Here is a 13,759-nt window from a genome sequence, read left to right on the forward strand (position 1 = left end):
TCGGACAGGTTGGCCGAAGAGCGGGCGCGCATCGTCAAGATGTTCGAAGGCTCTCGCCCGCACTACCTGATCGACACTATCGTCGATTTACCTGCGGTCATTGAAGACATCAATGCTCGTCTGGCACGGGGTGAAACGCCTCAGGGTTCCTGAACCTGTGCGGCTTGTGCCGCTGACACTGGCCGCCCACGGGCGGCCGCTTTGCCGGGATTGTTTAATTAAGCAACAACCAAAGATCCACAAATGCCGATTTAAGGAACACTCGGGCGGTGGGAGTATTCGAAGCCATGATTTCGACTCTGCACTTGATCCGTCGCCCTCTGCGCCCTTACCTCCCGAAGGTGCGAGCCCGTCTTTGCGAAAACCCCCTGCTCAATATCATTCTGGCCTTCTGGGCGCTGTGGCATTGCCGTCACGCGCGCCCACCAGATAGAGCCCTCGCGTCGACTTGATTCCATTGGCCTGAACACGGCCGATTTCAATGCGAGAAGGAATGATCCCATGACTGCAGCTATGCGCAATGTCATTGGTGCTGCCCAGCGCAGCGCCTCCTATTACACCGCCAGCCTCAATGACCCAACCCAGTACCCGACATTACAAGGTCAACACAGCGTCGACGTTGTGATTATTGGTGGTGGCTTTACCGGTGTTGCCACCGCCGTAGAGTTGGCCGAACGAGGGCTCAAGGTCGCGATTGTCGAAGCCAACCGTATCGGCTGGGGCGCCAGCGGGCGCAACGGCGGCCAGGTCACCGGCAGTCTGTCGGGAGATACGGCCATGCGCCAACAGATGCGCAAGCGCCTGGGCGATGAAGTGGATGATTTCATCTGGCACCTGCGCTGGCGAGGCCATCAAATCATCGAGAACCGGGTGAATAAATACGCAATTGCCTGCGACCTCAAGCATGGTCATCTGCATGCAGCGATGAAACCTTCCCACGTGATGGAACTGCAAGCCTTCTACGAAGAAGCACAACGACGCGGCATGGGTGATCAGGTCACCCTGCTCGATCAGGACGGCGTGCGACAGCATTTGGACAGTGAACTGTATCTGGGCGCCCTGAAAAACACGCGCAATTTGCACCTGCATCCGCTGAACCTATGCCTGGGAGAGGCTCGCGCCGCGCACAGCCTTGGCGCATTGATCTTCGAGAACTCCGAGGTGTTGGAGATCGTCCATGGTAACCGGCCCGCCGTTATCACATCTAAGGGCCGCATCGATGCGGGCCAGGTTCTGCTAGCCGGCGACGTCTATCACAAGCTCGAGCGCAAACAGCTAAAGGGCAAAATTTTTCCGGCCATGGGCGCGATTGTGACCACTGCTCCGCTGGGCGAGTTGGCGCGCCAGATCAACCCGCACGACCTGGCTGTTTATGACTGTCGATTCGTCCTTGATTACTACCGCCTCACGGACGATGGTCGATTGTTGTTCGGCGGCGGAGCCAACTATTCTGGACGCGACTCGCGAGACATCGCCGCCGAACTTCGCCCGTGCATCGAACGCACTTTCCCGGCCCTGAAGGGCGTGGACATCGAGTTCCAGTGGAGTTGTGCGATGGGGATTGTGATGAATCGCATTCCGCAGTTGGGCAAGGTTTCGGACAATGTTTGGTATTGCCAAGGCTATTCAGGGCACGGTATCGCTACAAGCCACATCATGGGAGAGATAATGGCAGAGGCGTTGACAGGCACTTTGGCAAAATTTGATACCTTTGCCGGGTGCAAGCACATCAAGGTGCCGCTGGGCGATATGCTCGGTAATCCGATGCTCTCGGTGGGGATGTGGTACTACCAGATGTTGGAAAAGCTTCGCTGATAGCCAATAAAAACTCCATATGAACTACCTGGAAAGTCACTCTCGATCTTTATGATAAAGAATTCGCTATCCCGCTAACTGAACGCTACCCGGTTGATGAGCTATCGCCAGCCGTTAACTCCGTACAACTGACACTTTGCACTATCCAAACTAGCAAGCGGGCCAAACTGACTAGCCCGCTTGTGATGACCACTTTAGCCATGAACCGCTGTATCGATGCACATCATCGCAATAGGTCTCGTAGGGAGCTCGTCCGGCATAGTCACTTTCCGAACTCCAACAGTAAGGGTGATGAGCTCTTGGCATACGCATGGGCCGAATGCCATCTTCCCTAAAGCAGCCATGAGGTTCGTAAGCTAAGTGTGTAGCAGTTATCACAAAATCTGTGCTCTCGGACATTACGTCGCCAGCTGAACAGTTTACGTACGGAAGCCTCAATCAATGCGCATGGTGAAAAACTCAGCTTTGTCTCACGCGGTTCGAAGATGGGTAGTGGCATCATTCCTGTGCTTCGCGGCTCTTGCCAATGCTGATACGTTTTCCAGTAATGCCACCATCGAACGCACCTCCGACGAAAGCCTTACCGACTGCACTGACGGATGCGGCGCTTCTTTGGCGGGGTCTTGATTCAAGCATGAGTCAGGCCTCGACCTGGGACGCCATGTGGTGAGGTTTGGAGATAGAAGAACAATTTGCTCGCGACTACAACTCGGCTGGTACCCGCAATCAGCTCGCTCTTAAGCTAGTGCAGATACTGCTGTTGCCTCTGATTTTGTGGTTGGTCATCCGCAGCCGACGCACACTACGTTTTAAGGATGAGCCGGCAAAGCTGACACGCGCGTTACGTCGTCTTTTCTCAACCTGGCTGCTGCTGTGCATGCTTGCCGTCCTTGTGCTTGTGCTGGAGCCGGATGCCCCGTTATTGGCTCAAGAAGTTGCACTGTTGCTGGCCCTGGTGCCATCCTGGATATCACCGGCCAGATAGGAGATGAACGCTTCAGCGCTCATTGCTTTGGCGAAAAGCCAACCTTGGGCATAGCGGACGTTGTGGGAGCGTAAATAGGCCAATTGATCTGCTGTCTCAACGCCTTCAGCCACAATAGCCAAGCCCAGCGAGTCAGCCATGTCGATCAAATGGTCGATTAAAACCGCTGCCGCCTGCGGTTGAGAAATGCCATCAACAAAAGACTTGTCGATTTTCAGGATGTCCAGCGGTAGCTGTTGGAGGTTTTGCAGGTTGGAATATCCGGTCCCGAAATCATCCAGTGCAGTCACGTAACCCAACGCGCGAGCTTTGCTCATCGTCTCTTTTGCCGGTTTTAAATCCATGAACCCAGTCTCGGTTGCCTCTAGCCAAATTTGGGAAGGGAGGACTCCGGCTTTCTCCCTCATCTTTTCCAGAACAACCATGAACCGTCCGCTACACACGTCAGATGCTGCCAGATTAATGGCCACATGCATTGAACGATCAGCCACGAGCACATTCCTCAGATCGCGTATCACCTGACTCATGACCTGGTCGGTAATTGCCAGAATTAATCCGGTTTTTTCTGCCAGAGGGATGAACAAGTCAGGGGACACTGTCCCATGACCGGGCTTGACCCACCGTATCAGGGCCTCCGCCCCCACACATCGCCCATGCTCAAGCTCGATAATCGGCTGATAATGCACGACAAACTCATGGTTCCTCACCGCGCGTTCAAGTGCAGCGACCGGTGATAGACGTCGCTTCGATATTCGGACGATACCGAATACCGATACACCTGCAAGTAAAGCACCCAGCGGGAGCATGTATGCCGAGTGCCAGAGAAAAATATCTAACAGTTCAGAGCGGGGTATCGCTGCAATCGCTACCCAGGAACCTTGACGGATGGAGGTATAGAGGTAGCCATCCCTAAGCCCTCTAGTCGGGCCCAAGTGCGCCAACGCCACTATGTTTTCACTGCCTTGACTGCTGGCACGTATGAGATCGCCGTTAAGAGTGGCTATTGCAAGCCTGACACGATGATCGAACAGCACGTCCAGCAACTGCTCTGAGTCAACAAGAACGTTGAAGGCGGCATATTCCAGAGCCATCAGTGGCTTGGCTGACTCAAGCACGGGCGACACACTTATCGCGACTCTCACACCACCGTCAGTTGTAAAATCTGCCGGCAATGCGTCGACTTTCTTCCCGATCATTCCCCAGGAGCCGCATACAAAGATGTCCTCCTGGACGTAGCCTACTGATTTCACTGAAAGGGTATTGATCGCAACCAGACGCATCTGGTCGATGTTTTCCGGGCTGCAAGGAAGCAGATCGCTGGACGCAATTGACTTCAGAGCATCTGAAGCTTGAAGGAGTGTCGAATGGGCACGCTGGGATAACAAAACAGCAATTTCTTCCAGTTGTCGTTCGGTGCTGTTAAGCGTTAGCAACCATCCGACACCGCCCATTACGCCGAATGCCAAGCAAGTTACAAGAACACTCGCAATTACGCCCTGCCAGATCACAGACGACCGCATTGGCCCCGCCTTGGTTATAGAGAAAAGAATTCATTGCTCAAACTTCAGAACCATATCTTAACGTGACAAAATGGGTCTGGCTTGTCCTGGTTTGGCCATCCACCCTTGTTAGCGCATAGCCGTTCAGGTTTTGACCCAGAGAAGAAGAATCCCACATGAGAATCAACTTTTCCCGATGGATCACTTGATGCTGAAGCTGATTGTGTACGGCACAGCCTCACCACGCCTGGCCGAGGCGCGCATCTGAAAAACCTGCACGGTGTATTTGCCCGACGCAGGTAGCGCTCCAGTCCAGTCTGAGCCAACGCCGCCATTAGCCAAGGCACTGGACTGCCCCGGTTGATCGCCTGGCGCGAACACGTTGAAGTTCGCGTTGCTACTGCCGGTGATCTGCACAGTCATACGTTGGCCCGAATTCGCCGCCAAGGTGTATTGAACAGTGTCATGGCCCTTGAATGTACCTTTAACCTGGGCGCTGTTAGCCCCCTTGGCGAAGCTCACCGGTACGGTGGTTACGTTGTCGGCGGCCCAGCACACCGAGGTCGTGAGTGTGAGCACGAGGCTGCAAATCGTCGCTTTGTTCATGAGCATTTTTTTAATCTCGGTGAGGTTGTCCAGGGAGATGTGTCGCAAAGGCACCACGATTTACCAAGAAATCAGCGACCGAAAAAAAACCAAGACTTTAAAGTCAGAGAATTTTTATCTTAGCCACTCGCTTATAGATGACCTCGGCGTCAACACATTGTTCGATACCACATTGTCGTCTTGCCTAAGGCAGAGTCCGCATCGCTAAGAGTGAACAGCGAAATCAGACCTTGTGATGCGTGTGCTTTTCAATACGCAACGGACACATGAGTAACGGCGGCACGCTACATTTCTCTATCAGCTTTTTCAACAGGGTTAGAGAAGACGGTTTCCAACAACTGCCCGCCTGGAGTGCGTAGGAAAATGCGCCGCTCGTTGAGGCTTGGAACCTGCATCGTTCTATATGCAATGCCAAGGTATTCAAGCTTTGCCTTGAATGCCTCGTAGTCGCCCATGCGGAAACCGACATGATCAATAAACTCAGACACTCGAAGCAGGCCCGAGCCGTGGGATTCAATGATATGAACCAGAGGCTCACCATCGCTGTACAACCAATGGCCAGCGATGCCGCTTATTTCAATGGGCCGACGACCTTCTACCAGATCAAAGACTTGCATCATAAAATCGCGAGTCCCGCAGAGGTCTAGGGTCCGCAGGGTAACGTGATCGATAACCATCGATAGGTTCCTCATTAAGTCAATGGGGGAACAATATCGTTAATTGAGATAGCGTAGAATCCAGCTAAAAGCGCAATCATATTCAGGGAAATCCGAATAATGCTCTTCGAAAATCTAGCGCTGTTCTTACTGATTGTGGAGAAAGGTGGTTTGTCGGCGGCAGGCCGAGAGGTAGGGCTTTCGCCAACCTCAGTGTCGGAGCGACTCGGGGCTTTAGAGAAGCATTACGGGGCGACATTGCTAACCCGCACTACCCGCTCAATCAGCCTGACCGATGAAGGGCGGCTTCTGGTGGACGGCGCGCGTCGACTGCTCGCCGATGCTGAAGACATCGAGAGCAACATCAAACTGGGCACCGAGCGTATTTCCGGCCTCATAAGATTGAGTGCACCAGTCGACTTGGGGCGAAATCGAATCGTGCCCATTCTGGATCAGTTTCTCGAAGAAAACCCTAATGTCAGCCTTGACCTGAACTTGACTGACGGTTTTCTGGATCTTGCGGGACAAGGGATCGACTTTGCCATCCGCTATGGGGCTTTGTCCGACAGTACGCTGCGCGTACGAAAACTTAGCGAGGGACGCCGTGTGGTGTGTGCTTCACCGGCCTATATAGAGGTTCATGGAACGCCACGACATCCATCTGAGTTGGCCCAGCAGCAGTGTATCCTGATGCGCTTCGGCTCCAACATCCATCGTCAATGGCAGTTCCGCGCTGACGGTCGCTCTTTCAAGGTTCTGGTATCAGGCAGGCGTATCGCCAACGACGGCGATCAAGTGCGGCAGTGGTGTTTGGCTGGTTATGGTATTTGCATCAAGTCCTACATTGATGTGCGCGATGACTTGGCGGCAGGTCGACTGATCGAGTTGCTGGAGGCGTATTCTTTAACGGGTGTGGACTTGCAAATTGTCTACCCTTCCGGCCATGCGTTGCCACGTCGAGTCAAATTGCTGATGGACAAAATCGCCTTGGCGCTGGCGACTTAAGCCCGCGTCAAGGAGATTAATGGCTGGATTTGCCGAGCCTTATGGTTCAGCCGTGCTGAGACCAGACAGGAAAATCGGAGTAACCACGTTCGGTGCCACCAAACAACTCGGCACCTTCCAAACCGGCTAATGGGTAGCCCTTCTCCAGCCTCAGCGGCAGATCCGGATTGGCTACGAATTTGCGACCGAAAGCGACAAAATCGGCATAGCCTTTATTTAACACCCAGTCTGCCAATTCCAAGTCGTATTTGCCGGCCACCACAATGGCGTTGCGAAAGCGCTCACGCACAGCCTGGCGGAACTCCTCTGGGAATTTAGGGGCGTCATCCCAGTCCGCCTCGACCAGATGCAGGTACGCAATACCTTGTTCCTGCAAATAGGTGGCTGCTTCCAGAATCGTCGGGAGAATATCCGGACACGCCATGCCTCGCGCCGTCAGGAATGGTGCCACGCGAATCGCCGTGCGATCAGCACCTACTTCATCGATCACGGCATCCATGACTTCTTTAAGAAAGCGCAGGCGGTTTTCGCGCGAGCCGCCGTACTCATCCGTACGCACGTTGGATGTCGTGCGCATGAACTGATCAATCAGGTAACCGTTGGCGCCATGCACTTCCACACCATCGAAACCGGCCGCCATGGCGTTACGGGCCGCTTTTCGGAAGTCGTTGACGACGTCGTGTATTTCGTCACGGCCCAGGGCTCGCGGGGTCGGGCATATGACCATGCTGCCCACACCCGTCGATGGGTCAACTTTCCAGATGCTGCCGTCGAACGGGATTGCAGACGGCGCAACGGGTAGCTCACCGTTATGGAAGTCTGGATGCGACATGCGTCCCACGTGCCACAGTTGCAGGAAGATGCGACCGCCAGCAGCATGCACAGCATCGGTTACCAGGCGCCACCCAGCAACCTGTTCGTCACTGTAAATGCCGGGGGTATAGGAATATCCCTTACCCTGCGCAGAAATCTGGGTCGCCTCGGTGACAATAAACGCTGCCGATGCCCGCTGTGCGTAATAGGTGGCGTTCATTGCGTTAGGTACATCACCTGGCTGAGTGCTGCGAGAGCGAGTCATGGGAGCCATAACTACGCGATTGGGGGTACGCAATGCACCAACAGAGCCGGGTGTAAATAGTGGGGACATCAACGTTTCCTCGGAAGGTTTCAGTGGATCTACTGGGCGCAGAATAGCCTGATAAAAATGCCTGATAATCGCCTCTGTCCGTAAAACATATTACGGTCAATCCGGATAATCGATAATGCCCACCCTTGTCTTGAATGAAACGGGTCTGCATGAAACGCCAGAATTATCAGGCAGCGTCTATGCTCCGGTGCGTTTCGATCAGTTGCAGTACCACGCTGGGATCTGCCAGTGTCGAAATATCCCCCAACCCATCGTACTCAGCGGTCGCAATCTTGCGCAGAATCCGCCGCATGATCTTGCCCGAACGCGTCTTCGGCAGCCCCGGCGCCCACTGGATCACATCTGGTGAAGCAATCGGCCCGATCTCTTTACGCACCCAGTTCTTCAACTCCAGGCGCAGCTGCTCGCTCGGCTCTTCGCCACCGATCAGGGTCACATACACATAAATGCCCTGGCCCTTGATGTCGTGCGGCACTCCCACCACGGCCGCCTCGGCGACTTTAGGGTGAGCAACCATCGCGCTCTCGATCTCGGCGGTACCCATGCGGTGGCCGGACACGTTCAGCACGTCATCCACGCGACCGGTGATCCAGTAGTAACCATCCTCGTCACGACGGGCACCGTCACCGGTGAAGTACATGCCACGGAAGGTCTTGAAGTAGGTGTCGACAAAACGGTCATGGTCGCCATACAGCGTGCGCGCCTGGCCTGGCCACGAATCCAGAATCACCAGGTTGCCCTCAACCGCGCCTTCCAGAATATTACCCAGGTTGTCCACCAGTGCCGGCACCACGCCGAAGAACGGACGAGCCGCCGAACCAGGCTTCAAGCCATGCGCGCCCGGCAGCGGGCTCATCATGTTGCCGCCGGTTTCGGTCTGCCACCAGGTGTCGACGATCGGGCAGCGCGACTGGCCGACCTTCTTGTAGTACCAATCCCAGGCTTCCGGGTTGATCGGCTCACCCACCGAACCCAGCAGGCGCAGGCTGCTGCCGTCAGCGCCTTCAACTGCCGCGTTACCCGCCGCCATCATCGCGCGAATCGCCGTTGGCGCGGTGTAGAGGATGTTGACCTTGTGCTTGTCGACGATCTTCGCCACCCGGGTGATGTCCGGGTAGTTCGGCACGCCTTCGAACAGCACGGTAGTCGCGCCATTGGCCAGCGGGCCATAGACGATATAAGTGTGGCCGGTGACCCAGCCGACGTCAGCGGTGCACCAGTAGATTTCACCCGGGCGGTAGTCGAACACGCGCTCGTGGGTCATGGCCGCATACAGCAGGTAACCGCCAGTGGTGTGCTGCACGCCTTTAGGCTTGCCGGTGGAACCGGAGGTGTAGAGGATGAACAGCGCTTCTTCAGCGCCCATCTCTTTCGGCGCGCAGACGCTGCCCGCCACTTTCATCAGGTCTTCGTACCAGATGTCGCGATGCTGGTTCCACTTGATGTTGCCACCGGTGCGCTTGCACACGATGACCTTCTGAATGCTGCTGGTCTCCGGGTTGGTCAGGGCGTCATCGACGTTGGACTTGAGCGGGATCTTCTTGCCGGCACGAATGCCTTCGTCAGCGGTGATCACCACCTTGGATTTGCAGTCGATGATCCGACCCGCCAGGGCTTCCGGCGAAAAACCACCGAACACCACCGAGTGAATTGCGCCGATCCGGGTGCACGCCAGCATGGCGACCACGGCTTCGGGAATCATCGGCATATAGATAGTCACCACGTCGCCGCGATGCACATCCTGGCCGCGCAAGGCGTTGGCGAACTTGCAGACTTCTTCGTGCAATTCACGGTAGGTGATGTTGCGGCTTTCGGCAGGGTCATCGCCTTCCCAGATGATCGCGATCTGATCGCCGCGCTCGGCCAGGTGGCGGTCCAGGCAGTTGTAGGAAACGTTCAGGGTGCCATCGGCGAACCACTTGATGTCGACGTGGTGATCGTCGAAGGAAGTCTGCTTCACCGTGGTGAAAGGCTTGATCCAGTCGAGGCGCTTGGCTTGCTCGCGCCAGAAGCCGTCCGGGTTGACGACCGACTGCTGGTACATGGCTTTGTAGGTTGCCTCGTCGGTCAGCGTGTTGGCTGCTACCTCGGGACGAACGGGATACAGGGAAGCCGCACTCATCTTTCTTACCTCGGTGGAGTAGTTGTTTTTTGTGATCTGAAACTTTGCGTTCAGTTGTCATTCAGCATTGAGACGGGCCGCCGTTCGCAGCGGCCGATGCCGTACTTAGCCACGGACAATGTCATTCAGTTGCGTACTTCAAATCCTGAAACGGCTGAGAAGTCTGTCTTGCTCGCCTACATGTTCCCCCATCTCTGAACATTGGCGGACCTGCTTCTCGGCACCGCCGAATACTTCAAGACTGATATCGCGGATGTTGGTCGTGTTGCGATTGATTTCCTCGGTCGTGGCACTCTGTTCTTCAGCGGCAGCGGCAATCTGCAGATTCATATCATTGATGCGGTAAATGGCTTCACGTATGCGCTCGAGCGTTTCATTTGCTGCATAGGCATCCCCTGCCGTCTTGCTGGCAGTGTCGCGGCTCTGCTGCATACGCACTTGTGCGTGTTTCACACCCGTCTGCAATTGATCAATCATCAGGCGTATTTCCTGAGTGGATTGTTGAGTGCGTGAAGCCAGTGAGCGCACCTCATCAGCCACCACGGCAAACCCGCGTCCCGATTCACCAGCGCGTGCCGCCTCGATGGCTGCATTGAGCGCCAGGAGGTTGGTTTGGTCGGCGATGCTGGTGATAACCGCCACGATTGATTCGATGCTTTGACTGAGCGTGGACAACTCATTGATGGCATGACCTGTACTGTCCATCTCCTCAGCCAGACGCTTGATCGCCCCGGTTGACTTGGAGACCAGCGCCACTCCGTCTTCGGTTTCCTCGTTGGCAGTGATTGCCGCCACAGCTGCAGCTTGAGCACTTCGCGCAACGTCTTCGGCGGTCGAGGCCATCTCCTGCATGGCGGTGGACAGTTGATCCAGCTCCTGCAACTGGATCTGTACACGGTTGGCCGCCTGATCCGCTGCAGATGAAGTGGTTGCGGTGCTCTCGCGGACTTGTTGCGAGCTGCTCTTCACATCACCAATGAGCGTTTTCAGGTTCTGCAGAAACCGGTTGAACTCTCCGGAGACCCGTGCAATTTCATCATCGCCACGCACGGGTAATTGCCGGGTAAGGTCGCCGTCCCCGCGATTGATATCGACGAGCGAGTCTTGGAGTTGCTGCAGTGGCCAAAGCAGTCGCTTCACTAACAGGCCTAACAGAAGCAGGCTGATTATCACGCCGAGCACGGTACCCATGACGGCTCGCCAGCTCAGCACATGGGCTGCGGCCATGACGATGTCCTGGTCAAGTACAACCCCGATATACCAATCCATACCCTTGAGCCGGGAAAGCGGTATGAAGGACAGCAGAAGTTTCTTCTCCCCGACCTTGATCTCTTGGATCTGACTGTTCAGTGGAGGCTGGGCCCCACCGAAAATCTCCGTGTAGGACTTACCGTTTAGCTGGGCGTCCGGGTGGGAAATGATGTTGCCGTTTCGACTTAACAGGAACGCATAGCCAGCCCCACTGAAATCAAGCGTATTGACGGCCTCGGCCACCGTATTCAAACGCAGGTCCCCACCTAGCACCCCGACAAACTGATTGGCATCGGTGATCCTGGCAACGGCCGAAATCAGGATGTCACCGGTAGTGGAGTCTTTGTAGGGTTCGGTTAAAACGGCCTGCGTAGCACCTTTACCGGTCGCATACCAAGGGCGTAAGCGTCCATCGTAATCAGGTTTTGGATTCCAGGAGGCGGAGTTCTTGATGGGTTTGCCGTCAGACTCCAGCGCACCGAAAACCAGCTCGAATTCATTCTTCAGTGTTGGGGAATTGATGATGCGTTGAGTGGCTTGCGGATTGTACTGGCTGTCGACGGTTTGGACCGTCAGGTCCATCAGCCGAAGTTTCGCGTTCAGCCAGTTTTCTATCTGCCGTGCCACGGCATTGCTCGACTGGGAGATGCCCTCCTCGACTTGCGTGCGCAGAATGGTACGAACCTGACTGACCTGGATCAGAGACAGCAAACTGGTTGTTATGAACAGCACGCAGGCAGCCACAAGGCTTACCTTGTAACGGATTTTCATCGAGGACTCCGAAGGTTCGATAGCAATCAATTCGTACGTGAGCAACCGTTCCTGTAAGAGCCTGCGATCTGTTGATCCTGATCTTTAAAATCAAAAAAATCGCAGCCTGCGGCAGCTCCTACAGGTTCAGCATCACAGGATTTTGCGCGGGGTTAGAAGAACCCCAACGGATTGATGTCGTAGCTCACCAACAGGTTTTTGGTCTGCTGGTAGTGGTCGAGCATCATTTTGTGGGTTTCACGACCGACGCCGGATTTTTTGTAACCGCCGAACGCGGCGTGCGCCGGGTACAGGTGGTAGCAGTTGGTCCATACGCGACCGGCCTTGATGGCGCGGCCCATGCGGTAGGCGCGATTGATGTCGCGAGTCCAAAGGCCCGCACCCAGGCCGAACTCGGTGTCGTTGGCGATGGCCAGGGCTTCGGCTTCGTCCTTGAAGGTGGTGATGCTCACCACCGGGCCAAAGATTTCTTCCTGGAACACGCGCATTTTGTTGGTGCCCTTGAGCAGGGTCGGCTGGATGTAATACCCGGTCGCCAGGTTGCCCTCGAGTTTTTCCACCTTGCCGCCGGTCAGCAGCTCCGCGCCTTCGCCCTTGGCAATTTCCAGGTACGAAAGAATCTTGTCGAACTGCTGCTCGGACGCCTGTGCGCCGACCATGGTGTCGGTGTCCAGCGGGTCGCCCCGCTTGATCTGCAGGACTTTTTTCATCACCACTTTCATGAAGTCGTCGTAGATCGACTCCTGCACCAGTGCGCGAGACGGGCAGGTGCAGACTTCGCCCTGGTTGAAGAACGCCAGCACCAGGCCTTCAGCGGCCTTTTCAATGAAAATTTCTTCAGCGTCCATGATGTCGGCGAAGAAGATGTTCGGCGACTTGCCGCCCAGCTCCACGGTGGACGGGATGATATTTTCGGCGGCGCATTTCATGATGTGGGAGCCGACCGGAGTCGAGCCGGTGAAGGCGATCTTGGCGATTCGTTTGCTGGTGGCCAGGGCTTCGCCGGCTTCTTTGCCGAAACCCTGGACCACGTTCAACACGCCGGGCGGCAGTAGGTCGCCGATCAGCTCCATCAGCACGGTGATGCCCAGTGGAGTTTGCTCGGCTGGCTTGAGCACTACGCAGTTGCCGGCTGCCAGCGCCGGGGCAAGCTTCCAGGCGGCCATCAGGATCGGGAAGTTCCACGGAATAATTTGCCCGACCACGCCCAGGGGTTCATGGAAGTGATAGGCCGCGGTGTGTTCGTTGATTTCGGCCGAGCTCCCTTCCTGGGCGCGAATGCAACCGGCGTAGTAGCGGAAGTGGTCCACGGCCAGCGGAATGTCAGCATTCAGCGTTTCACGCACAGCTTTACCGTTGTCCCAGGTTTCGGTAACGGCCAACAGTTCGAGGTTCTGTTCGATGCGGTCGGCTATTTTCAACAGCGCCAAAGAGCGGTCCTGCACCGAGGTTCTGCCCCAGGCATCGGCCGCGGCATGGGCTGCATCCAAAGCCTTGTCGATGTCCTCAGCGCTGGAGCGGGGAAATTCGGCAATTGGTTGGCCATTCACGGGCGAGGTGGTGGTGAAGTACTGACCTTTGACCGGCGCGACGAACTCACCGCCGATGTAGTTGCCGTAACGGGACTTAAAGGAAACGATGGCACCGGGAGTGCCTGGGTGGGCGTAGTTCATGGTTGGATTCTCTTGTTGTTTTTTGGTTGTGACCGTCCTTAGGACGGTCACTGTCATTGACACAAGCCGTGTGGGATCAAGAGCCCTGCGGGGTTTCTCCACGCGCCAGTCGGGCATTGATGTCCTCAATGACGGCAGGTAAATCGACGATGGTGTCGATCAGGTAGTGCGGGCGAGAGCCTTCGAACATCTTGACGATGCGCGCCCGCTCTTCGGCCAACCTGTCCGA

At 55.7% G+C, this 13,759-nt stretch carries 9 protein-coding genes and 3 pseudogenes; 3 read left to right on the forward strand and 9 right to left on the reverse strand.

Annotated elements, in window-relative coordinates; all coding sequences use genetic code 11:
- Together AAEZ05_RS27395 and AAEZ05_RS27400 are read left to right on the forward strand one after the other, a co-directional pair.
- Positions 1–153 (forward strand): annotated as a pseudogene (locus AAEZ05_RS27395) (phosphonoacetaldehyde hydrolase); the annotation flags it as partial.
- 360 nt (positions 154–513) lie between these two features.
- Positions 514–1,815: an NAD(P)/FAD-dependent oxidoreductase gene (locus tag AAEZ05_RS27400; RefSeq protein ID WP_442963639.1), complete on the forward strand. Its 1,302-nt coding sequence runs from the start codon at positions 514–516 to the stop codon at positions 1,813–1,815.
- 927 nt (positions 1,816–2,742) lie between these two features.
- Here AAEZ05_RS27400 and AAEZ05_RS27405 read toward each other — a convergent pair.
- The 3 genes from AAEZ05_RS27405 to AAEZ05_RS27415 all read right to left on the reverse strand — a co-directional run bounded on the left by AAEZ05_RS27405 (position 2,743) and on the right by AAEZ05_RS27415 (position 5,582).
- Positions 2,743–4,308, reverse strand: coding sequence for an EAL domain-containing protein (locus AAEZ05_RS27405; RefSeq protein ID WP_160298068.1), 1,566 nt, complete (start codon positions 4,306–4,308; stop codon positions 2,743–2,745).
- A gap of 192 nt (positions 4,309–4,500) precedes the next feature.
- Positions 4,501–4,953, reverse strand: coding sequence for a hypothetical protein (locus AAEZ05_RS27410; protein ID WP_350649668.1), 453 nt, complete (start codon positions 4,951–4,953; stop codon positions 4,501–4,503).
- 236 nt (positions 4,954–5,189) lie between these two features.
- Positions 5,190–5,582, reverse strand: coding sequence for a VOC family protein (locus tag AAEZ05_RS27415; protein ID WP_045061584.1), 393 nt, complete (start codon positions 5,580–5,582; stop codon positions 5,190–5,192).
- A gap of 99 nt (positions 5,583–5,681) precedes the next feature.
- On the opposite strand from AAEZ05_RS27415, the gene AAEZ05_RS27420 reads away from it, so the two are divergent.
- On the forward strand, positions 5,682–6,566 hold the full coding sequence (locus tag AAEZ05_RS27420; protein ID WP_045061585.1) for a LysR family transcriptional regulator: 885 nt from the start codon (positions 5,682–5,684) through the stop codon (positions 6,564–6,566).
- Positions 6,567–6,612: 46 nt separating this feature from the next.
- Here AAEZ05_RS27420 and AAEZ05_RS27425 read toward each other — a convergent pair whose 3' ends face one another.
- The 6 genes and pseudogenes from AAEZ05_RS27425 to AAEZ05_RS27445 form a co-directional block, all read right to left on the reverse strand.
- Positions 6,613–7,713 (reverse strand): alkene reductase, encoded by a 1,101-nt coding sequence (locus AAEZ05_RS27425; protein ID WP_045061586.1) that lies wholly within the window; start codon positions 7,711–7,713, stop codon positions 6,613–6,615.
- Positions 7,714–7,879: 166 nt separating this feature from the next.
- Positions 7,880–9,835 (reverse strand): acetate--CoA ligase, encoded by a 1,956-nt coding sequence (gene acs / locus AAEZ05_RS27430; RefSeq protein WP_350649671.1) that lies wholly within the window; start codon positions 9,833–9,835, stop codon positions 7,880–7,882.
- Positions 9,836–9,973: 138 nt separating this feature from the next.
- The gene (locus AAEZ05_RS30900) at positions 9,974–10,687 is read right to left on the reverse strand and encodes a methyl-accepting chemotaxis protein (RefSeq protein WP_502947796.1); all 714 of its coding nucleotides are present in this window, start codon (positions 10,685–10,687) and stop codon (positions 9,974–9,976) included.
- 144 nt (positions 10,688–10,831) lie between these two features.
- A pseudogene (locus tag AAEZ05_RS30905) lies at positions 10,832–11,857 on the reverse strand (HAMP domain-containing protein); the annotation flags it as partial.
- A 152-nt stretch (positions 11,858–12,009) separates the two neighbouring features.
- A complete protein-coding gene (gene exaC / locus AAEZ05_RS27440) occupies positions 12,010–13,530 on the reverse strand; it encodes an acetaldehyde dehydrogenase ExaC (protein WP_350649674.1) in 1,521 nt (506 codons plus the stop codon).
- 76 nt (positions 13,531–13,606) lie between these two features.
- Positions 13,607–13,759, reverse strand: a pseudogene (locus AAEZ05_RS27445) (phosphonoacetaldehyde hydrolase); the annotation flags it as partial.

This window comes from Pseudomonas sp. HY13-MNA-CIBAN-0226 (genome assembly GCF_040310305.1).
Taxonomy (GTDB): Bacteria; Pseudomonadota; Gammaproteobacteria; order Pseudomonadales; family Pseudomonadaceae; genus Aquipseudomonas; species Aquipseudomonas gregormendelii.

Bases quoted from the DNA above. Each gene is read 5' to 3' on its own strand.
- AAEZ05_RS27400 (WP_442963639.1), top strand. From the start codon at position 514: ATGCGCAATGTCATTGGTGCTGCCCAGCGCAGCGCCTCCTATTACACC.
- AAEZ05_RS27415 (WP_045061584.1), bottom strand. From the start codon at position 5,582: ATGGTTATCGATCACGTTACCCTGCGGACCCTAGACCTCTGCGGGACT.
- AAEZ05_RS27420 (WP_045061585.1), top strand. From the start codon at position 5,682: ATGCTCTTCGAAAATCTAGCGCTGTTCTTACTGATTGTGGAGAAAGGT.
- AAEZ05_RS27425 (WP_045061586.1), bottom strand. From the start codon at position 7,713: ATGTCCCCACTATTTACACCCGGCTCTGTTGGTGCATTGCGTACCCCC.
- acs (WP_350649671.1), bottom strand. From the start codon at position 9,835: ATGAGTGCGGCTTCCCTGTATCCCGTTCGTCCCGAGGTAGCAGCCAAC.
- AAEZ05_RS30900 (WP_502947796.1), bottom strand. From the start codon at position 10,687: ATGCAGGAGATGGCCTCGACCGCCGAAGACGTTGCGCGAAGTGCTCAA.
- exaC (WP_350649674.1), bottom strand. From the start codon at position 13,530: ATGAACTACGCCCACCCAGGCACTCCCGGTGCCATCGTTTCCTTTAAG.